Origin of the sequence: Rhodococcus sp. IEGM 1307, assembly GCF_030056915.1 — a bacterium.
Lineage (GTDB): Bacteria > Actinomycetota > Actinomycetes > Mycobacteriales > Mycobacteriaceae > Rhodococcus_F > Rhodococcus_F opacus_D.
The window spans coordinates 118,317-140,954 of sequence record NZ_JASHKW010000007.1 but is presented as its reverse complement, the minus strand read 5'-3'; the positions used below and the strand labels follow the sequence as shown (position 1 = coordinate 140,954).

Sequence of the window (22,638 nt, the reverse complement as noted above, 5' to 3'; positions counted from 1 at the left end):
CGACAACCGTGCCCGACGCTCTGACAACTTCCGTCTCCGACGCCGAATCCACTTCGCCACCTGCTCGCCAGGACCGGCGGAGTGAATACCGGACCGCTCGTCTGATCGCCATCGTCACCGGACTCATCGGGTTCGTGCTGGCAGTGGCCACCCCGTTCATGCCGGTGCAACAGACCACCGCAGCGGTGAACTGGCCGGAGAACGGCGTCGTCGGCGACCTCGAGGCACCGCTGATGTCGCAGGTCCCGGTCGACCTGTCGGCGGCGATCCCGTGTTCCGCCGTGGCCGGGCTCCCCCCGCAGGGCGGAATCCTGCTGGCCACCGCCCCCGCACAGGGCGAGGGTGCGGCACTGAATGCGATGTTCGTGCGGGTATCGGACAGGTCCGTCGACGTGCTCGACCGCAATGTCACCATCGCGACGGCGCCGCGCGAACAGGTGCAGTCGGGCGCCTGCACCGAGATCCGCATCACGTCGAACATCGACGCGACGTCCGCCGAATTCGTGGGTCTGACCACTCCGACCGGTGACCCGATCGCCGGTTCCCTCACCGGCGACCTCCGCCCGCAGGTGGTGGGCGTGTTCAGCGACCTCCGTGACGGGGCGGCGCCGGCAGGCCTGTCGTTCACGATGAACGTCGACTCCCGGTTCTCGTCGAGCCCCACGCTGATCAAGCTCGTCGCCATGATCGTGGCCCTCCTCGCCACGGCCGTCGCCCTGGTCGCCCTCGGCCGCCTCGACGGCACGGACGGGCGCGGGCACCGCAACTTCCTGCCGTCGCACTGGTGGAAGTTCACCGGACTCGACACGATCGTCGTGGGCACGCTGGTTCTGTGGCACTTCATCGGCGCCAACACGTCCGACGACGGCTACCTGCTCACCATGGCCCGGGTCTCCGACCACGCCGGCTACATGGCCAACTACTTCCGCTGGTTCGGTGTCCCCGAGGCGCCGTTCGGCTGGTACTACGACGTCCTGGCCGCGATGGCGAAGATCTCGACGGCCAGCCCGTTCATGCGACTGCCCGCCCTCATCGCCGGCATCCTGTGCTGGATGGTGATCAGCCGGGAGGTCGCTCCGCGCCTCGGCCGGTCCGTCCGGCGCAACAAGGTCGCGCTCTGGACCGGCGGACTCGTCTTCCTCGCGTTCTGGCTGCCCTACAACAACGGGCTGCGGCCCGAGCCCATCGTGGCGCTCGGCGCCCTGCTCACGTGGTGCTCCATCGAGCGTTCCATCGCGACCGGACGTCTCCTCCCCGCGGCTGTCGCCGTCCTGATCGGCGCGTTCACGCTCGCGGCCGCCCCAACGGGACTGATGTGTGTGGCCGCCCTGCTCGCCGGCGCACGTCCGCTCGTCCGGATCGTCGTCAAGCGCCACCGCCAGGTGGGGACACTGCCACTGCTGGCTCCGATCGCGGCCGCGGGCACGATCGTCCTGGTGGTCGTGTTCGCCGACCAGACCGTCGCCGCGGTGATGGAGGCCACCCGGGTCCGCACCCTGATCGGCCCGAACCTCGAGTGGTACAAGGACTTCCTGCGCTACTACTACCTCTTCGTCCCGACCGTCGACGGTTCCGTGGCTCGTCGTTTCGCGTTCCTGACGATGATCCTGTGCCTGCTGACGACGCTGTTCATCCTGTTGCGCCGCAAGCGGATTCCCGGCGCCGCCACCGGCCCGTCGTGGCGTCTGCTCGGTGTCGTGTTCGGCACGATCTTCTTCATGATGTTCAACCCCACCAAGTGGACCCACCACTTCGGGGCGTACGCGGGCATCGCCGGTTCCCTGGCCGCACTCACCGCCGTCGCGGTGTCGGCGTCCGCGCTGCGGTCGCGCCGCAACCGCACGATCTTCCTCGCCGGCCTGCTCCTCATGCTGGCCCTGACGTTCGCGGGCATCAACGGCTACTGGTACGTCTCGAGTTACGGGGTGCCGTGGTTCGACAAGACCGTCTCCATCGGCGGCCGCCAGTCCAACACGTTCTTCCTCGTCCTGTTCGCGCTGGCCGTCGCGCTGGCCGCCTGGCAGTACCTGCGTGAGGGATTCGCGGCGCCACCCGCCCGCGCCAACACCGAGAAGGGCAGGCGGATCAGGAAATTCGCGGCCGCCCCGCTCACCGTCATCGCCGGCATCATGGTGCTGTTCGAGGTCCTCTCGCTCCTCAAGGGCGCCGTCTCCCAGTACCCGGCGTACTCGCTGGCACGCTCGAACTTCGACTCCCTCACCGGGCAGACGTGCGGACTCGCCGAGGACGTCCTCGTCGAAGGCGACACCAACGGCGGAAACCTCACACCCATCAACGATCCCGCGCAGCCGCTGGCGAACCCCGCCGACCCGCTCGGCGGAGCCGATCCCGTCGGCTTCTCCCCCAACGGGGTGCCGTCCGACCTGACCGCCGACTACGTCGAGGTCAAGCAGGGCATGGGCAACACCGACAACCAGAGCGTCGGGCCCAGCTTCGAGACCGGATCGAGCGCCGGAACCAGCGGCGGCACCGGCAACGTCGGCGTCAACGGCAGTACCGCCAAGCTGCCGTTCGGACTCGACCCCGGCACCACACCCGTCATGGGCAGCTACCAGGAAGGCGTGCAGGAACCGGCGACGCTGTCGTCCAGCTGGTACGCACTCCCCGAGCGCAGCGACGACGCCCCGCTGATCGTCATGTCCGCCGCGGGCCGCATCTGGTCGGTCGACTCGACCGGCGCCCTCACCTACGGTCAGTCACTGCTCCTCGAATACGGCAAGCGTCAGCCCGACGGCACCGTGCAGGCCCAGGGCACCTACCTGCCCAAGGACATCGGTCCCGCACCGTCGTGGCGCAACCTGCGCGTCCCGATCAGCGAACTGTCCCCCGACGCCGACTCTGTTCGGATCGTCGCCAACGATCCCAACCTCACCGGCGACCAGTGGCTGGCCTTCACCCCGCCGCGGGTTCCGAAGCTCGAGACCCTCAACTCGACGATCGGCAGCTCACAGCCGGTGCTGCTGGACTGGGCCGTCGGGCTGCAGTTCCCGTGCCAGCGTCCGTTCGACCACCAGTACGGTGTCGCGGAGATGCCGAACTACCGCATCCTCCCCGACCGCCCGCTGGCCGTCAGCTCGACCGACACCTGGCAGTCCCCGGAGAACGGTGGCCCCCTCGGCTTCACCGAACTGCTCGCCAGCGCCACGGCCATCCCCACCTACATGCGGGACGACTGGGGCCGCGACTGGGGCTCCCTCGAGCGCTTCGACCGGTATTACCCGGACGCCACCGCGGCCACGGTCGACACCGAGACCGCCACCCGATCCGGACTGTGGAAGCCGGGCACCCTGCGGGTGTACAGCAGCCCCTAGACCTGCCTGCCTGCGCCTGCCCTGCTTGCGACGCCCGATGTCACACGCGTTCACTCTGACTGAACGAATGTCACATCGGGCGCCGCGCCGGGCGGTCCGAAACGGCGAGACAGCTCCGCCGCCCGCGGAGTTGTCCACAACCTTCCGTCCATCCACAGGGCAATTTCCGACGTGCGCTTTCCGGCGACGGTCCGATTCGCCCGCGGCATGCTCGGACCCATGCGACGAGGAACCTGGGCCGAAGATCTCTCTGGGATAGCCGCCGTCAGCCGCGGCGGTGTGATCCGCGCGGCCACCCTGGAACGGCTGGGGGTCGCGAAGGGCACCATCTCCGCACGCTGCACCGACGGCGGTCCCTGGCAGCGGATCCTCCCCGGCGTAGTCCTGCTGCACAACGGGCCGCCGACGACGCTGCAGCGCAATCTGGCGGCGCTCGAATACGGCGGTCCGGACGCGCTGCTGTCGGGTCACGCCGCGCTCGCCGCGTTCGGCTACACGTCGTCGGCGGCCCGGAACGACGTGCTGCTGCTCATCCCGTCCACCCGGCACCGTCGGGACTGGGCGTACGTGAAGGTCGAGCGGACGTGGCGCATGCCCTCACCGGTCCACCGGGGGCTCCTGCGCCTCGCTCCCCCGGCGCGCAGCCTCCTGGACGCCGGACGTCGCACGCTTCAGGCCGACAGCTGCCGGGCGCTCCTCGCCGGCGGCATCCAGCGCGGCGACGTGACCGTCGACGAACTCGTTCGTGAACTCGCGCACGGCAGCGACCGCGGAAGCCGCCTGCCCCGCGCGGTCCTGCGTGAACTGAGCGACGACGCGCATTCCGTCGCCGAGGTCCACGCGCAGAAGGTGTATGCGACGAGTGGTCTTCCGCCGATGCGGCACAACGTGGACGTCCTGTCCGCTGCCGGGCTGTGGATCGCACGTCCCGACGGCTGGCTGGACGATGTCGCCGTCGCCTGGGAGATCGACTCGCTGAAGTACCACTTCTCGCCCGAACTCCACGAGGCGACGATGAGGCGGCGGGCGCGCATGCAGCGCGAGGGCATCATCGTCGTGACGCACCTGCCGAAGCAGATTCAGGCCGACCCGGCGACGGTGCTCGCGGACCTCCGCGCGGCGCACACGCTCGCGGCGTCGCGCCCGCGGCCGCCGGTGTTCGGTCCACACCGAACCGAAGCTGCGGTCGGCATGAGTCACCTACAGAGGCATCAGATCGTGCTTGCGCGGGTTGCGCTGCACCTTCTTGTCGCGCAGCATCGTCAGCGCCTTGCGAATCTCGAGCCGGGTGGTGGCGGGCTCGATGACGGCGTCGATGTAGCCACGCTCCGCCGCGATGTACGGCGTCGCGATGTTCTCGTTGTAGAAGTTGATCAGCTGCCTGCGGACGGCGGGAGCGTTCTCACCCGCGGCCTCGATCTGCCTGCGCCCGATGAGGTCGACAGCACCCTCCGCGCCCATCACCGCGATGCGGGCGGTCGGCCACGCGAAGTTGATGTCGGCGCCCAGCTGCTTCGAGCCCATGACGGCGTACGCGCCGCCGTACGCCTTGCGGATCACGACGGTCACCTTCGGGACCGTCGCCGTCACGAACGCGAAGATGAACCGGCCGCCACGCTTGATGACGCCGATCCGCTCCTGTTCGAGGCCGGGAAGGAACCCGGGCGTGTCGACCGCGAACACCAGCGGGATGTCGAAGGCGTCGCAGATGCGGATGAAATGCGCGGCCTTGTCCGAGGCCTGGGCGTCCAGCGCGCCCGCCGCGACCAGCGGCTGGTTGGCGATCACGCCGACCGTGCGCCCGTCCACGCGGGCGAAGCCGGTGATGATGTTCAGCGCCACCTGCCCGCCGATCTCGTGGAACTCACCGTCGTCGAATATCCGCAGCAGGATGTCGTGCATGTCGTAGCCGGCGTTGTCGGCGTCCGGGATGAACGTGTCGAGGTCGCGGTCGGAGTCCGTGATCTCCGGTTCCAGACCCGGGTTGACCACCGGCGGCTTCTCCATGCAACTCGACGGCAGGAAGCTGAGGTACTTGCGCACCCACTCGAACGCGGCCTTCTCGTCGGCCGCCACATGGTGCAGGTTGCCGTACTGGGCCTGGTTCCGGGCGCCGCCGAGTTCTTCGAGACTGACGTCCTCGCCGGTGATCTTCCGGACCACGTCGGGTCCGGTGACGAACATGTACGACTCCTCGGTGGCCACCAGGACGTCGGTGTTGATCGGCGCGTACACCGCACCGCCCGCGCACTTGCCGAGGATCATCGAGATCTGTGGGCACATACCCGACAGCGGTTCCTGCCGACGGCCGAGCTCCGCGTACCAGGCCAGCGACGTCACCGCATCCTGCACCCGCGCTCCACCGGAGTCGTTGATGCCGACGCAGGGGCAGCCGATCTTGGCGGCGAACTCCATGATCGCGGCGACCTTGCGGCCGAACATCTCGCCGACGGAACCGCCGAACACGGTCTGATCGTGCGAGAACACCGCGACCGGGCGTCCCTCGACGGTTCCGTGGCCGGTGACCACGCCGTCGCTGTACAGGGCACCCGGATCACCGGGCTGGCGCATCAGGCCGCCGACCTCGATGAAACTTCCCGGGTCGAGCAGCATGTCGATGCGTTCGCGCGCGCTCGGGATGCCCTTCTTCGCGCGCTTGGCGATAGCCCGTTCGCCCGCGGGTTCCTTTGCCGTTTCAAGCTTTTCGCGCAGTTCGGCAAGCTTCTCTGCGGTGGTGGTGGTCACTGATGCGCTCCGGTTCCGGCGGCCTGGATCGCCGCCAGCTTCTTGGTGAGGTCGGCACCGACCTTCGCGATGTACGGCTCGTCGACGATCTGGATGTGATCGCCGCCCACGTGGATGATCTCCAGGTTCTTCACCGCGTCGCCCCAGCCGCCGTCCGGCTTCCGGGTCTTGAACGCGGGCTCCAGGTTCATCACGTCGTCGTGGTAGCGGTCGGCCATGTACAGGACGACGTCGCCGTCGTACTGCTCGAGCTCGGCGGTCTGGATGGCCCGGTTGTCGAGCCACGACGTGCGCTGGTGCTCGATGATTCCGCCCGGAATCTTCGTGCCACTCAGCTTGAGCAGTTCCGTCAGGATCTTGATCTGCTCTTCGTCGCTCTCTGCCGCGGCGAGTTTGTCGTACGGCAGCGGGTAGTCCACGTTGTACGTCTTCTTCGCGAACGCGGCGTACCGCTGCCAGCGCTTACGGATCTCGTCCGGGGTGTCCTCGACCTTCTCACCGGCCATGACCGTGTCGATCAGGCCGACGATCCGGACGTCGGCGCCCGACTCACGCAGCAGCTTCGCCACCGCGTAGGCCAGCACACCGCCCAGCGACCAGCCGTACAGCACGTACGGTCCGTCACCCTGGATCTCGCGGATCAGCGGCAGGTACTCCGCCGCCCGGACCTCGATCGGACCCTCGGTGCGCTCGAACCCGTACATCGGCGTGCCCTCGGGCAGACGCTTCAGCAGCGGCTCGTACGCGACGGTCGAACCACCGGCCGGGTGGAACACGAACACGGGGACGGCGTCGGATCCTTCCGGGCGAGGCCGCAGCGCGCGGACCAGCCCGTCGATCTTGCCGGAATCCTCGAGGAATCCACGCACCACGTTAGCCAGTTCCTCGATGGTGGTGGAGTCGAGGACGTCGTCGAACGTGATTTCACCGTTCGCGCGTTCCGACAACCGCGCCGCCAGCTTCTCGGCCGTCTCGTCGTTCAGGATCGGCAGCGTGTTGAAGATGCCCTTGGCGGACTCGCCGGTGACGACGGCCCACGTGGCGAACGTCAGACGCTCGGCGGCATCGCGCGGCGGAACGTCGGAACCGGTCGCGTCGGCGAACGCCTCCTTGCTGTCCACGGGGGCCGTCTCGGGAGCCGCGGCCGTCGCCGGCACCGGGGTAGTGGCGAGGATCGCCTCGGCCTCGGCCTCCACGGACGTGTCCTCGGCGTCGAGCGGGGAGCCGGAAGCCTCCGATTCACGGTCGGCCTCCAAGTCACGGTCGGCCTCCGCGGCCTCCTCCGCCTCCTTCTCGGCCTTCTGCTTGTCCGCCAGCGCCTGCACCTCTTCGCGGTTCTCGACCGCGTAGCGCAGGTACTTGCCGACCTCCATCAGATTCGCGTCGCGGACCGCCTGAAGCTGCAGCTGCGGGATGTCGAACTCGTACTCGACGCGGTTCTTGATGCGGACGGCCATCAGCGAGTCGAGGCCCAACTCGATGAGCGGGATCTCGGCGGGCAGGTCTTCCGGGGCGTAGCCCATGGACTCGGCGACGATCAGCGCCAGACGGTCTTCGAGGGTCTGCGAACCGTTGGGGTCCCACTTCTCGCCGACATCCTCGACGACCTCGGGCAGCTCCTCCACCGGGGAGGTCGACTGCACCGGCGGCGCGACGACGGGTTCGGGAAGCGCCTCACCGGACGTGACGGCGGCATCGAACAGCAGCGTGAAACTCGGGCCGCTCTTCGCGTGCACCTGCAGCGACGCGCCACCCGGATGCGGGTTGAGCGTGGTGGTGAGCGTTCCCTCCGCCGGAGCGTGGGCGTGCAGAACGGACGCGGCGAGCGTCACGTCCGACAGCACCTGCGACGCGGCGGCGGTGACCAATGCGGGCAGGTCGGTGACCGCGCCGGCCTGGACCTCCCACACGTGGCGGCCGTCGGGCAGCGACACGTGCGCACCGGGGACGCGGGTGTTGCCGCTGGAATCGATGCGGGTCTCCACCCAGTACGGCTTCCGGATCCACGCGGTGCGCGGAACGGACGCGAAGTCGCCCTCGGGGAGCAGCGACGACAGGTCGACGGCGTGCCCGTGCACGTACAGCTGCGCGAGCGCGGCGAGGACACCGAGCGGCTCGTCCTCCTTGCGCTTGAGCGTCTGGATGAGCTGCATGTCGTGCAGACCGGCGTCGAACGCGGTGGCGGCGACGGACATCAGGGCCACCGGGTTGGGCGCCAGCTCCACGAACGTGGTGTGCCCGCTGCCCACGGCGAGGCGGACGGCGTTGGTGAAGTACACGCTGTGGCGCAGACCCTTGGTCCAGTACTCCTCGCGGTGGATCGGCTCGTGGCCGGCGCGGTAGTACGTGTCCTGGTCGACCGACGAGTACACGCCCAGCTTCAGCTTGGTCGGCTCGATGCCCGCCAGTTCCGCGGCCAACTCACCCAGCAGTGGATCGACCTGGGAGGTGTGGCTGGCGCCCTTCGTCTTGAGGACGCGGGCCATCTTCTCCTCGCCCTCGGCGCGCGCGACGATGGCGTTGACCTCAGGCTCGGGGCCACCGATCACGGTGTGCGTCGGGGCCGCGTACACGCAGACCTCGAGGTGCGGGAAGTCGGTGAGGACGGTCTCGATCTCGGACGCGCTGTACTCGACGAGCGCCATCAGGCGGATGTCGTCGCCCTCGAGCGTGGCCTCGGCCTCACCCATGAGGCGGGACCGGGCGCAGATGACCCGCACCGCGTCCTCGAGCGGCAGACCACCCGAGATGTACGCGGCAGCAGCCTCACCCATCGAGTGTCCGACCACGGCCTCGGGCTCGGCGCCGTGGTGACGCAGCAGGGCCGCCAGACCGATCTGGATGGTGAAGATGCCGACCTGGGAGGTCTCGACGTCGTAGTCGATCGCGTCGTCGAGGAACTTCTCCTTCATGGAGTAGCCGGCCTCGTCCTCGATCAGCGCGTCGACCTCGTCGATGGCGGCCGCGAAGACCGGGTTCTCCAGGTAGAGCTGCTTGGCCATCTTGCGGTGCTGCGAACCGAAGCCCGACAGGACCCAGACGGCGCCCTTCGACGACGGCGAATCCGCCGAGAACACACCCTGCCCCGGCTTTCCGGCGGCGATGGCGCGGAGCCCGGTGACGGCCTCGGAGCGAGTCTTCGCCAGGACGACGGCACGCGAGCGTCCGTGGTTGCGGCGGGCGAGAGAGCGCGCGACGTCGGCGAGCGGAGTGGTGCTGCCCTCTTCGGTCTCCAGCCAGTCGGCCAGATCCGCGGCGGCACGGCGACGACGCGACGGCAGCGCACCCGACACCGCGAGAACGACCGTCGGCTCGACGGCCTCGGCCACCGATTCCTCGGCGGGAACAGCGGGCTCGGTGACCTCGGCCGCGTCGTCGGCGGCAGGCCCGGTGTACTCACGCACGACGACGTGCGCGTTGGTGCCACCGAACCCGAAGCCGGACACACCGGCGACGGCCGTGCCCGTGTAGCGCGGCCACGCCGCACCCTCGGGAATGACCTGCAGGTGCGCCTTGTCGAACGCGATGTACGGGTTGGGTCCGGCGAAGTTCAGCGTCGGCGGCAGGGTGTCTTCCTGCATCGACAGCACGACCTTGATCAGGCCTGCGGCGCCTGCGGCTGCCTCGAGGTGACCGAAGTTGGTCTTGGCAGAGCCGAGCAGCGCGGGCTGGTCGTCGGCGCGTCCACGCCCCACGACGCGTCCGAGCGCATCCGCCTCGATGGGGTCGCCGAGGATGGTGCCGGTGCCGTGCGCCTCGATGTAGTCGACGCCGGCCGGGTTGATGCCCGCGTCCCGGTAGGCGTGACGCAGGACGTCGGCCTGCGCATCCGGATTCGGCGCCGCGAGACCGTTGGAGCGGCCGTCCTGGTTGACCGCGCTGCCGGCGATGACGGCGAGGATCTCGTCGCCGTCCCGCTCCGCGTCCTCGAGACGCTTCAGGACCACGAGACCGCCGCCCTCGGCGCGAATCATGCCGTCGGCGTCGGAGGAGAACGCCTTGATGCGGCCGTTGGGGGCCATCACACCCAGCTGGTCGAAGCCCAGCGTGGCGGGCGGCGCCACGAGCATGTTCACGCCGCCGGCGAGCGCGAGATCCGACTCACCGGACCGCAGCGAGCGCACCGCCTGGTGCACCGCGACGAGCGACGACGAGCACGCCGTGTCGAGGGCGATGGACGGCCCGCGGAAGTCGTAGAAGTAGGAAACCCGGTTGGCGACGATCGACGTCGACGTACCGGTCAGCGCATACGGGTGCGCGTGGACGGGGTCGCTGACCGCGAGCAGCTGGTAGTCGTTGGCCGAGCTGCCGATGAACACACCGACCTGCTCACCCTTGAGGTCGCTGGCCGGGATGCGAGCGTGCTCGAGTGCCTCCCACGTCAGTTCCATCGCGAGGCGCTGCTGCGGGTCGACGTTCGCGACCTCCAGCGGGGACATCGCGAAGAACTCCGCATCGAAGGTCTTCACGTCGTCGAGGTAGCCACCCTGCGTGTTGGCCTTCTCGACGGCCGCCTTGATCTGCGGGTCGGAGGTGAACTCCTCCCAGCGACCCTCGGGCAGGTCGGAGATGCCATCGCGGCCCTCCGCGAGCATCTGCCACATCTCGGCAGGAGTCTTACCCGCGCCGGGGAAACGGGAGGCCAAGCCCACGATCGCGATGTCGTGCGCATCCGACGTCGGCGCCGACGCGTAGTACGCGGCGTCCGCGGAGTCGTCGAGCTGCTCGGGTTCGCCCTCGATGATGCGGGTGGCCAGCGACGCGATGGTGGGGTGCTGGTAGGCGACGGTCGCGGTGAGCGTGACGCCGACCAGTTCCTCGATCTCGCCGCTGAGCGCGACGGCGTCGCGAGACGACAGACCGAACTCTTCCATCGGACGGTCGTCGGTGATCTGACCGACCGGTTGCCCGGTTGCGTCGGCAATCCAGTTACGCAGCCACTCGCGCAGCTGCGCGACCGTCATGTCACCTGTGCTGCTGGTCCGGTCATCATCTTTTTCAGCCATCAACTCACCAAGCTACCCGTCAGGAAGTGGACTATTCGGAAACGCTATCGGGGAAGGCCGTCTGCGTGTATCCGCCGCGCAGGGTGCCTTCGATGTAGCTCGCCTTGCACGCGCGGCGGGCGATCTTGCCGCTCGACGTACGAGGAATCGAGCCCGCGGGCACCAGCAGGATGTCGCGCGCGGTGACCCCGTGCCTGCTCGACAACGCCGCCCGCACCGTGTCGGCGATCGGCTGGGGGTCGGCCTTGCCCGCACCCGGTGCGCGCTCGGCGACGATCACGAGCTGCTCTGAGGAGTCGCCCGCGTCATAGTTCAGACCCGAATGTGTGTTCTCGAACACGACGGCGGGCAGCTGGTTGGCCGGGACCGCGAATGCGGCGACGAAGCCGGGGCGGAGCGCGGTGCTCGCCTCCTGCGCCGAGTACTCGAGGTCCTGCGGGTAGTGGTTGCGGCCGTCGACGATCACGAGGTCCTTGACGCGGCCCGTGATGAACAGCTCGCCGTCGATGTAGACGCCGTAGTCGCCGGTCCGCATCCAGTTGGCGTCCTCGGGCGTGCCCTCCGCGTGGCTGCCCTCGGCGAGCCGGTTGGTGAGCTTGTTGTGGAACGTCTCGGCGGTCTCGTCGGTGCGACCCCAGTAGCCGATCCCGATGTTCTCGCCGTGCAGCCAGATCTCTCCGACCCGGTCGTCGGGCTGCTCGATCCGCGACTCCGGGTCGACGATGGCGGCCCACTGGCTGCGGGCGACGTAGCCGCACGACACCTGCGGGATGGCGTTCTCGGCGTCCTGGTCCACCTTCACGACGCGACCGGCGTTGAGCTCGTCGCGGTCGACGTAGATGACGCGGGCCTCGTCCGAGTGCCGGGTGGAGGACACGAACAGGGTGGCCTCGGCCATCCCGTACGAGGGCTTGATCGCCGTCTTCGGCAGGCCGTACGGCGCGAACGCCTCGTTGAACTTGCGCATCGACGACGTGGTGACCGGCTCGCTGCCGTTGATGAGACCGATCACGTTGCTCAGGTCGAGGCTCTCACCGTTCTTCGGCAGACCGCGGGCGGCCGCGTGCTCGAACGCGAAGTTGGGTGCGGCCGCGAACGTGCCCGCACCGTCGGAGACCGCTGCCAGTTCCTTGATCCACCGGTACGGCCGCTGCACGAACGCGCGCGGGCTCATGATGGTGATGTACTTGCCGCCCAGGGCGGGCAGGATGACGGTCAGCAGACCCATGTCGTGGAACAGCGGCAGCCACGTGACGCCGCGCGAGTTCTCGGTGAGCTCGATGGAGTCGACCATCTGCAGCGCGTTGGTGCCGACGGCGCGGTGCGTGATCTCCACACCGGCGGGCACACGGGTGGAACCGGACGTGTACTGCAGGTACGCGATGTCGTCGAGATCGATCTCGGGGCGCACCCAGGACTCGCCGACGCTGTCGGGGATGGCGTCGACGGCGATGATGCGGGGGCGCTGGGCGGCGGGGAGGGACCGGAAGAACTGTCGAACACCCGCGGCGGAGGAGGTGGCCGTGAGGATGGCGGCGGGCGTGCAGTCACCGAGGACGGCGTGCAGACGGTCGGTGTGGCCGGGTTCGTCGGGGTCGAACAGCGGCACCGAAATCGTTCCGGCGTGGATGGCGGCGAAGAAGGAGATGACGTAGTCGAGACCCTGCGGCGCCAGGACTGCGACACGGTCGCCGGGCTTGGTGACCTGCTGGAGGCGAGCCGCGACGGCGCGCAGGCGGTGGCCGAACTGTTCCCAGGTCAGCTCCTGTGCTTCGCCGTCTCTGTCCCGCGAATAGTCGATGTAGCGGTATGCCAGCTCGTCCGAGTTCTCCCGGGTGTGCCGCTGGACGTAGTCGACCAGCGTGCTTCCCGAGTCGAGCCTGATATGGCCCTTCTCGTCGATAAAATCATCGAACTTCGCGTTCATTCCATCTCCTCCGAAGCGATCACACAGGCATGCCACCGGCATGACTGCGCCCCAGACTTCCTTCGCCGAATCGGATCTTGTACAACTCGTGGGGAATGACGTAACACGCCACTCACCCGAATAAGTTCATCGATTCCAAACCATCGATATGTTACAGATTGGCATCGCCGCCCTCGGTACGCTGCGTCTACTCGCCCTTCAGTTGCGAGATGATCGGCGCGAACGCATCCATCTGTGTGGGGAACACACCGACGTAAGACATTGTCGTCTTTTCTCGCACCATACGTATCTGATCGGCGATCTCCTCGAAGCTTCCGATCGCGAGATACGGCGAGCTCAGGATGTCTTCGACGGACAGTTTGGTGTCGACCTCGATGTTCGGCGGGAAGCCCTGATCGAGTGCGGCGAGCGCCATCTCGGCGGTCTGCTCACGGTCGTCGGTGATGACGATGGTGGTGATCGTCCAGTTCAGTTCGATGTCGTCGAACCGGTCGCCGGCAGCCTCCCGGATCCGGTCGACGCGCTCCATCGTCTTCTCGAGCGTGACACCCGAGAGCAGGAGCTTGCCTTCCTTGCTGGTCGGCGTCGCCACGGAGATGATGTCGGCGTACTTGGCCGCGAGCGCCAGCATCTTGGGGCCGCCGCCGCCGACGGCGATCGGGGGACGCGGGCCCTGCCGCGGTCGCGGGCTGCCCGTCAGGCCCTTGATCTGGTAGTACTTGCCGTCGAAGTTGCACTCCTGGCCGCGCAGCAGCACGTCGAGGATCTGCAGGGTCTCCTCGAGCTTGGCGATCCGGATGCCCGGGCGCTCGTAGTCGATGCCGCCCTTGTCGAACTCTTCCTTCATCCAGCCTGCGCCGATGCCGAGTTCGAGGCGACCACCCGACAGGACGTCGATGGTGGCGGCGTCCTTGGCGAGGATCGCCGGGTGCCGGAACCCGTTCGCGAGGACGGCGGTGCCGAGCCGGATCTTGTCCGTGGCGATCGCGAGTGCACCCAGAGCGGCGATCGGTCCCACCTGGTTACCCAGGTGGTCGGGGATCATGAAGCTGTCGAACCCGAGTTCCTCGGCCTTCTGCGCGAGCTTGACGAACCGACGCGCGCCGCCCTCGTCCGCGTTGCCCTCTCCGCCTGCTGCGAATCGGAACTTACGCAACGAGCTGGCGTCGGAACTCATGAATAGCTTCTCCTGTGGTGAAACGCCCGCGTTTCAGGACGTGAACATCGGTGGGGTCGGGCACCGGTGATGCCGCAACAGTGCAGCACTCTACCGGTGCCGAGAAACGCACACTACCGGCCAGTACGCGTCTCGCCTATCTGTTTGGGACGTTTCACGGCTCACCGACCACGGTGAACCCATCCGCCACAAAATCAACTGTGTGCCGGGGTCGGAGCGGCTTCGATCTTCTCGGCAGCCCAACCGGCGATCCACTGCGTGGCCGTGGTGCCGGAGTCGTCGACGACGTACGAGTTGTACAGCGCGTGGACGGGGTTGTTGTTGTACTCGAGCAGACGCAGACCGCTTCCGATCCAGTTGCTCGGTTTCAACGCCTGCGCTGGGGCGTCACAGATTCCGTCCGACGGGGCGCAGATCTCGACGGCCCGGTCGGTGAGATCACCGAAACCGCCGGGGCGGGGACCGGTCATCGTGATTCCGGGGATCTGCAGACCGGCCAGCGACAGTTCGGCTCCGACACCGGCGACCGGCTGCCCAATATTCGTGGCGGCGGCCGGGTCGCGGCGACCGTCGGCGATGAGCCCGACACCCAGTACGAGATCCGCCGGAACAGGACCGTCACCTGCGCCGATACTCGACGCGACGTCGCCGGCGATGACCGCGCCCTGGGAGAATCCGGTGAGCAGGAAGCTGGTCAGCGGGCACTCGGCATGACGACGGATCAGGATGTCGTTGGTGGCGGCCGTGCCCGCGCCGCGGCTGTTGTTGTACGACTGCTGCCCGTCCGGCGGGAAGGCGACCGGGTTGGAGAACTGTGCGACGTACGGAACCGTGTACACATCGGCGCGCGACGGCTCGAACTGCTCCTGCAGCGGCCGCGACACGTTGAGCATCAGCGACGCCGGGTTGGCCGTCGGGTTGTACGGGTCGTCGACGGCGCTGGACTCCCACGTGCCCGGGACGACCACCACCTGGACGTCGGGGCAGCTGGCCGGCTGGGCGTTGGGACGCTCGGGACCGGGCGGGGTCGGGATCGGCTTGGGCAGCCGCCCTGCGAGGAGATACCAGAGCGCGATCACTGCGACGAGAATCACCAACAGGATCACGATCAGCACCATCAGCTTGCGCAGGAGGCTGCTCTTCTTCTTCCGCGTTCCGCGCCCGGTCAACGACATCGGCGTCTACTTGCAGTACGTCGCGTGGGCGACATCCATGTAGGTCTGTGCGTTGGCCGTCGCCTGCTCCTGGGTCAGTTCCTGACCCGCAGCCGACGCCTCGGTGCCGACCATCGCTGTGACGAACACCATCGCTTCGGCGTCGCTCTTGCCTTCGGCCTTGGCCTGGCAGATGAAGTCGGCGGTGCTCACGGCCATGGTGCCGTCAGCGGCCGGCTCGATGCCCTTGCTCTTCAGCGCGTCGAGGAACTTCTGGCCTTCGGCGCTGACCGGGACCTCGGCGGGGCCGGGGAAATCGCCCGGAACTTCCTCGGGCTGCTGCGGCGGCGCGGTCGCCGCCTCACCCGGGCTCGTCACCGGCGCGGAGGCCGAAGCCGAGGCGCTCGCGCTGGGCGCGGCGGACGCCGAACTCTCGGCGGAACTGGACGCCGCAGCCGACGTCGCGGCGCTGGTGGACGGGTTCGACGTCGCCGTGGAATCGTCGCTGCCGCACCCGACCAACAATCCGCTCGCTGCGACGGCGAGCGCGCCTACGGCGATCGCCCGTCGGAAGGTGGTGCTGATACGTGAGTGCTGCGGCATCTATTTCCGTCCTTGCTTTCCAAGTCGTTGTCTCTCGACAGGGTACAGACGCAGATCGGGCGGAAGCCGGGTCCGCTGGACCCCGCCCCGCCCGCTGCGCGTGAGATTTCTAGTGCGGTCCGGCCATCAGTGAATCTCGGCCTTGTTGTCGATCACTGTGACGTAACCGGTCTGGAAGTTCTGCTGAACTCCGCCGGGGATGGCGAATTTGTCGCTGATCGGGAAGCCGAGTCGGCCGCCCTCGTAGCCGGCGCTCTTCCAGGCGTCGAAGATCGGTCCGTTCTCGACGGCCCACGCACCCGACAGCGGACTCCAGTAGATGTTGCCGCCCTCGAACTGGTTGAACCGGCCGCCGTCCTTGACCGCGATCTCGCTGGTCTTCGGGAATCCGAGCCACCCGCCCTCGTAACCGAGTTCGGCGTACTTGCCCATGATCATTCCCTGCACGCGGTGGGTGCCGTTCGCGGGACTGAAGTACATGGCGCCGATCTCGAAGCCCTGCACCGCGCCGTCCTTGCCTGGCGTCGGAACTTCCTCGGCCACCGGGTATCCGAGCGGTCCGCCCTCCCAGCCCTGACGTGCCCACTCGTCGCGGATCGCGCCGCGGACGGCGTGCGCCCCGGTCTGCGGCGACCAGTAGACGGACCCGTGCTCGAAGTGGTTGAAGCGACCGCGACCGTCGGGGGTGGCCAGTTCGGGCGTCGTCGGGTAGCCGAGCGGCCCACCCGGACCACCGGTCGCCTGGTAGACGCCGCCGATGGCGCCGGCCACCGGCTGCGCGCCGGTGTCGGACTTGGCGAAGATCCGGCCGTTGCGGAAGTCCTGGACCGTGCCGCCTGCGAGGCTGTACTCGGGGGTGAGGCAGTCGCCGATCCACGGGTTCGCGCCGGCGACCCCGGCGATGGAACCGCCTGTGGTGCATACCGGCTTGTCGGGTTCGACGTCGACGGCGCTGGCGAGCTGCGGCCACAGCTGGTGGAGCTCGAACTGCCAGTACGGCCATGAGTGCGTGCCGGACGGCCGGTAGTTGACCTGGGCGGGGATGCCCAGCTTGTTGAGCTTGGTCGCGAAGGTCTGGGACGTGAGCCGCGACAAGATCTCGAGGCCCATGCCCGCGTAATTGGTGCTGACGCCGGGGATTCCGGAGGGCTGGTCGTACGGGCCCGTGGTTCCGCTACCGCTGGAGATGTACAGGCTGACGCCCTTGAGCTTGTCGGCCAGCAGGTAGGGGTCGTGTTCCTCCCACGCCGAACTGGTCGGGGGACCCCACATCGCGTCCGCGTCGAATCCGCCCGCGTCGCTCATCGCGTACGCGACGGCCTGCGGCATGCCGAGCGCGGTGGTGGTGAGCATGCCCGACAGCGACGCGGCGAACGTGAAGAATCCCTGGTTGCGGGCCGCGAGGAACATCGCGGAGGTGCCGCCCATCGAGAGTCCGATGACGCCGCGGGTCTGCGTGGTGCGCCAGTCGCTTTCGAGGATCGGGGGCAGTTCCTTCGTGAGGAACGTCTCCCACTGGTAGTTCTGACCGTTGTCCTGGGCCACCCAGTCGGAGTAGAAGCTGGACTGGCCGCCGACCGGGAGGACGACGTTGATGTTCTTGTCGGCGAAGAACGATTCGGCGTCGGTCTCGAGCGTCCAGCCGTTCTCGTTGTCCTGCGCGCGGAGTCCGTCGAGCATGTAGACGGACGGGAACTTCTCGGTGGGCTTCGAGTTCCAGTCGCGCGCAAGCAGCATCTGCACCTGGATCGGCACGCCCATCGACGGGGAGTTGATCCAGATCGCCACGCGACGGTCGGTGAGCCAGTCGACGTGATGGATCGTCGCGCCGCCCGGGGCCTGTGTGGCCACCGGAGCGTGCGCGGCGGCGGGCGCAGCCGAGACGGTGGCGGTCTGGGTGAACCCGACCGCCACCGGCACCACGAGCACAGCGGCAAGCGAGGCCAGCGTCCGCCTTCGAACATTTCCGGCCGACGAACGCTGACGTTCTGCCTTGAACAGGCCTACTCGCATGACGTTCACTCTCTCTCTGCGCGTCGAGGCCAACACGGAGCACGGCCTCGCGTTCCGGTTCTTTCTACACGCAAACGACAGACGAGTGGGAGTGCCGCGCTGTTACAGCTGGTGCAATTGTTACTTCCGAGCTACCCGATCGTGTTGCCGAGGTCGCCGGCCAGATCGTGGATCTGCTGCTGCCAGTAACGCCACGTGTGGATGCCGCGGGGCGGGAAGCTGTAGGTGACGTTCTTCGCGCCGAGGGTCGCCATCTTGACCTGGAAGGCACGGGTGTTCGCCAGCGACAGCGCCTCGAGGCTCGCGCCGGTGCTCGCGTTGAAGACGTCCATGAATCCGGTCGGTGCGGCTCCGCCGGGGGCGGGGATGCCGTTGGCGGCCGACACCCACAGGCGGGTGTTGTTGTCGCGAAGCTTGTTCGCGAACACGAACGGGTCGTTGCGCAGCCACGCCGGGTTCCACGGCGGGCCCCACATCGAGTCGACGTTGTAGCGGCCGGCGTCGAGCATCGCGATGCGGATCGCCTCACGCATGCCGGGAGCCGAGATGTTCAGGTAGCCGGACAGCGAGCCCGCGTAGTTGAACTGCTCGGGGTGGTAGGCGGCGAGGGTCAGGGCGGCGCTGCCACCCATCGACAGGCCGATGACGCCGTTACGGGTGGACTGGAACCCGAGGCGGTTCGCCAGTGCGTCGCGAAGTTCCTGAGTGAGGAACGTCTCCCACTTGTACGGGGTCTTCTGGCCGTTGAGGTTCGAGTTCGAAATCCAGTCGGAGTAGAAGCTGGACTGTCCGCCGACCGGCTGGACGACGTTGATGTTCTGCGACGCGAGGAACGGGCCCGCGTCGGTGTTGACCTCCCAGCCGCTCAGGTCGTCCTGCGCGCGCAGACCGTCGAGCAGGTAGACGACCCGGTTGGTGTTGCCGTCGGCGGCACGCCAGATGCGGCTCTTGATCGGTCCCATGGCGGAATCGACCCAGAAGTCCTGCGCGGCGGGGTCGAAGGCTGCGGATGCCGTTGCGCCGCCGCCCACCATGGTCACGCCCAGCGGCAGTGCGACCGCCAGAGCAATCGCGGCGGCGGTACGCCTGGCCCATCCGCTTGTTCTCGTCGAACCCCCAACTCGCATGAACTCGTCTTCCCTCCGCTTGATCCGTCTCGCGCCGCGGCCGCGGCAACCTCTCGATAACTCTCGTGAAAATCTCACGTACAGACGCCACCCGCGCAGCGCTCGCTGCGCGGGTGGCGTCTCGACGGGATCACCTTACTGACAAAACGTTCCGTTGTGCACTCCCGGGGAAGGGAATCCTGGGTTTTCCCTCACGTTCCCGGTCCGGGCACATGCACTCCAGAGCGCACGAGTGCCGCCCCGCCGGTGAGGCGGGGCGGCATTCGTCACGAGGGTGGTGTCAGATCACCAGGCGCCCAGTGTGTCCAGGATCTGGCCGCGCGCCTTGAACAGCTCCGAACCCCAGTACGGCCACGAGTGCGTGCCGTTGGCGGGGAAGTCGAAGGTGGCCGGGACACCGAGGGTGGCCAGACGCACCTGGAATGCGCGGGTGTTGGCCAGGGCGAGAGCCTCGAGGCCCATGCCGTTGGCGGTGTTGTAGTAGTCGATCGGAGCGCGCGGGTGGTCGAACTCACCGGGCAGACCGCTGGCAGCCGAGATGAACATCGACAGGCCGTTCAGACGCGGCGCGAACACGAACGGGTCGTTACGCAGCCACGCCGGGTTCCACGGCGGGCCCCACATCGCGTCGACGTTGAAGCGGCCGGCGTCGAGCATCGCGACGCGGATCGCCTCACGCATGCCGGGAGCCGAGATGTTCAGGTAGCCGGACAGCGAACCGGCGAACTTGAACTGGTCGCGGTGGTACGCGGCGAGGGTCAGGGCGGCACTGCCACCCATCGACAGGCCGAGGACGGCGTTGTTCGTGCGCGAGACGCCGTAGTTGGCCAGGAAGTCGGGCAGTTCCTGCGTCAGGAACGTCTCCCACTTGTACGTGACGGGCTGGCCGTTGAAGTTGCTCGCCGAGTACCAGTCGGAGTAGAAGCTGGACTCGCCACCGACGGGCATGACCAGGGTCACGTTGTCGTTGCGGTACTGGTCGAACGCGTTGGTCTCGAAGCTCCACGCGTTGCGGTCGTTGCGGGCGCGCAGTCCGTCGAGCAGGTACAGGGCGGCGCTACCGCCGCGGGCTGCCCACTGGACCTGGACCTTGATCGGTCCCATGGAAGAGGGAACCCACAGTTCCTCGTAGCCACCGGCCGGCGCGGTCTTGGCGGGACCCGCGTGCGTCGGTGCTGCTGCGGCGACGGCTCCACCAGCGATTCCTGCGCCCATAGGCAGTACCAGTGCGACGGCTCCGATGGCCATCGCACGCTGCTTGAGGCGCTGAGACAACCTCGGTCTGGCAAAACGCATGAATACTGCTCACTCTCTTCGTCTGCGGACTCCGCCACTGGGCGGCTCCGGCGGATTCCGTCGGGGAACAGGCGACCTGCCGGCCCGGGCGTTGAAGCCGGGTCGGCAGCGGACCTCTTCCAAGTCACACTGCGCTCGGTGGACTGTATGTCACACGAACTTCCCTGACAAACGCTCACGGAGCGCTTTTCGAGGAACTTCCAGACCACCGTCACGATGACTCATCATTGACGTACATCGTCGCCGACAGTTCCCGCGTTACACAAACGAGATCTGATGTTCCGACATCGAGATCTACCCGGGACGCCCCGGTGACACCCGCCCCGCCCGGTTCGCCCTATTTGGCCGGTTCCGGGAACGGCGGCTCGAGATTGCACCGCTGAATTTCATATGCGGGCACTCGCTCGAATCGATAACTCGCGAAATGCAGCGCATCCTTGAAATTCTGCTTGAATCGCGGCCACGTCAGTTCCGACCGGTACGACGTCAGCAGGTCCTGCGTCTCGGGGCACGTGAGCGCGACCCGCGCCTCGGTCACCCATTCCTCGTCGAGGAATCCGGGCATCCACGGGTGCTTGTCGATCATTCCCGTGTCCACCACGACCCAGTCGGGGTAAAGGGCCTTGTCGTGCCCGATACGGCCGTCGTCCAACCGCTCGGTGTGCGCCGCGAGCGGGTAGGCGAGACCCATCTGGTCCAGCACCCGCACGTCGAGTCCGACGTTCATGCTCGTCATGCCCAGGTTCAGGAAGTACACGGTGTGGCCTGCGCCGCCGTCCGGGATCGGAAGGGGCGGAGGAACGACGAACCAGTACGTGTAATCGGCGGACGGGATGAGCAGGCCGCCGTCGGGGGTGTCCGAGATGGTCTGGACCATGGCGCGCATCCGCGGGTAGTCCAGATAATCGTCCGCGCGAATCGGGTGCGCATGACCGGTGTTGAGAACGTAGAAGGCGCGTTCGTCGACAATTCCGGACCGTCCGATAACGACGCCCTCCGGCATTCCCGTCGTGTTCGACGCGAAGAATGCCCACACGACGGTGCCGACCCACAGAGAAGCCATTGCTAGGAAAATCGACGATTCCCTATTACGCCCCCACGCGGCCCGGTCCGGAATTCGCACCGGAATTACGGCGACGGGAACGATGAAACAGAACAGAACGGGGAGAAGAACGCGGCCGTGCATGAAGTCGCCGCCGACGCGCAACGAGTACAGACCGAGGATCAGCCCGCTCGCGAGAATGAAGACGACGACGGCATTCTGCGTCCGCAGCCATCCGCGCAGACGCGTCAGCCGATTCCCCTCGGTGTGACGAACACCATCTTCGATGGACTTGTCCCGGCCCCGCCAGGCGATCACGGCGCCGGCGAAAAGGAAGACCAGCGGCAGCCACAGCAGGTACGGGCCGAGCAGATTCCAGAGGTAGGCGAAACCCTGCGCCCACTTGGCGCCGCCGGCGTCCTTCGACACCGCGGTGTTCGGGTACGGGAGGGCGTAGTAACCCATGCGCCAGATCTGATAGCCCACCGGAACGATGCCGGCGACGAACACCATCGCCACGCGCACCACCCAGGTGAGACCGGGCGCGAGGAAGATCATCGCCAGCGACAGCACACCCAGGATCGCCAGCTCGGGGCGCACGAGGGGCCCCATGCCCGCGACGAATGAGAGCACGAGCACCGAGGTGGTGGACGGGGTGGTCGCCTGACTCCATCGGACCAGCAGCAGCCAGATCAGCGCGATCCAGAAGATGACGAGGCAGCTTTCGAGACCCGACGTCGCGAAGTCGCGGGCCGGGGGCACCGCGATGTAGACGAGCACACCGGCGGGCATCAGGAACAGCGTGCCGCCGCCGGCGAAGGACCCACCGCGGTACAGGCGCGCGGTGCCGAACATGGCGAGCACGATCGCCGCCGTGGACAGGATCAGCGCGATCGTCAGGACGACGTATTCGAGCCGGGCCTGGGAGAGCCAGCCGAACGCGTAGACGATGTACGTCCACGCGGTGCTGGTGTTGGCCTCGACACGCTCGCCCGAGTTGAAGACCGGACCGTTGCCTGCGAGGAGGTTGCGGACCGTGCGCAGCACGATCAGGCCGTCGTCGGCAATCCATCGCCGTTCCCAGGCACCCCAGAACATCAGGAGAGCCGAGACGGCCACACCCCCGAGGAAGACCACCCTCGAGAGGATGGCCTTCCGGTGGCGTTCGGTGGTCCGCTCCGCGGCGGCGTCCGAGTCCTCGGCGCCTCCTACCAAG

General features: G+C 67.7%; 11 protein-coding genes and 1 pseudogene. 2 read left to right on the top strand and 10 right to left on the bottom strand.

Translation table 11 applies throughout. The annotated features are described in order from the left end of the window. Positions 1 to 8 precede the first annotated feature (8 nt). Both QM841_RS15465 and QM841_RS15460 read left to right on the top strand, forming a co-directional pair. Positions 9 to 3,332, top strand: a complete 3,324-nt coding sequence (locus QM841_RS15465) for an arabinosyltransferase domain-containing protein (protein ID WP_280781872.1) — start codon at positions 9 to 11, stop codon at positions 3,330 to 3,332. Between the two features lie 219 nt (positions 3,333 to 3,551). Continuing rightward, positions 3,552 to 4,527: pseudogene (locus QM841_RS15460) on the top strand (hypothetical protein). 5 nt (positions 4,528 to 4,532) lie between these two features. On the opposite strand, the gene QM841_RS15455 reads toward QM841_RS15460, so the two are convergent. From QM841_RS15455 to QM841_RS15410, 10 genes are all read right to left on the bottom strand, one after another. Continuing rightward, positions 4,533 to 6,077 carry an acyl-CoA carboxylase subunit beta gene (locus QM841_RS15455; RefSeq protein WP_283332643.1) on the bottom strand — a complete coding sequence of 515 codons (1,545 nt, stop codon included), beginning with the start codon at positions 6,075 to 6,077 and terminating at the stop codon, positions 4,533 to 4,535. Then, on the bottom strand, positions 6,074 to 11,041 hold the full coding sequence (pks13, locus tag QM841_RS15450) for a polyketide synthase Pks13 (protein WP_283332851.1): 4,968 nt from the start codon (positions 11,039 to 11,041) through the stop codon (positions 6,074 to 6,076). The genes QM841_RS15455 and pks13 overlap by 4 nt, the downstream gene beginning before the upstream one ends. A 73-nt stretch (positions 11,042 to 11,114) precedes the next feature. Then, entirely contained in the window at positions 11,115 to 13,010 is a 1,896-nt protein-coding gene (fadD32, locus tag QM841_RS15445; RefSeq protein WP_025431657.1) for a long-chain-fatty-acid--AMP ligase FadD32, read from the bottom strand. Between the two features lie 187 nt (positions 13,011 to 13,197). Further along, positions 13,198 to 14,187 carry an LLM class F420-dependent oxidoreductase gene (locus QM841_RS15440; RefSeq protein WP_005248835.1) on the bottom strand — a complete coding sequence of 330 codons (990 nt, stop codon included), beginning with the start codon at positions 14,185 to 14,187 and terminating at the stop codon, positions 13,198 to 13,200. Positions 14,188 to 14,381: 194 nt separating this feature from the next. Beyond that, positions 14,382 to 15,362 carry a cutinase family protein gene (locus tag QM841_RS15435; RefSeq protein ID WP_005260436.1) on the bottom strand — a complete coding sequence of 327 codons (981 nt, stop codon included), beginning with the start codon at positions 15,360 to 15,362 and terminating at the stop codon, positions 14,382 to 14,384. 6 nt (positions 15,363 to 15,368) lie between these two features. Further along, positions 15,369 to 15,944, bottom strand: a complete 576-nt coding sequence (locus QM841_RS15430) for a DUF732 domain-containing protein (protein WP_005260437.1) — start codon at positions 15,942 to 15,944, stop codon at positions 15,369 to 15,371. 126 nt (positions 15,945 to 16,070) lie between these two features. After that, a complete protein-coding gene (locus QM841_RS15425) occupies positions 16,071 to 17,957 on the bottom strand; it encodes an alpha/beta hydrolase-fold protein (RefSeq protein WP_283332642.1) in 1,887 nt (628 codons plus the stop codon). Positions 17,958 to 18,088: 131 nt separating this feature from the next. Next, positions 18,089 to 19,084: an alpha/beta hydrolase gene (locus tag QM841_RS15420; RefSeq protein WP_280781876.1), complete on the bottom strand. Its 996-nt coding sequence runs from the start codon at positions 19,082 to 19,084 to the stop codon at positions 18,089 to 18,091. 285 nt (positions 19,085 to 19,369) lie between these two features. Then, positions 19,370 to 20,380 carry an alpha/beta hydrolase gene (locus tag QM841_RS15415; RefSeq protein WP_283332640.1) on the bottom strand — a complete coding sequence of 337 codons (1,011 nt, stop codon included), beginning with the start codon at positions 20,378 to 20,380 and terminating at the stop codon, positions 19,370 to 19,372. Between the two features lie 337 nt (positions 20,381 to 20,717). After that, positions 20,718 to 22,637: an arabinofuranosyltransferase AftB family protein gene (locus QM841_RS15410; protein WP_283332850.1), complete on the bottom strand. Its 1,920-nt coding sequence runs from the start codon at positions 22,635 to 22,637 to the stop codon at positions 20,718 to 20,720. Position 22,638: the final 1 nt, after the last annotated feature.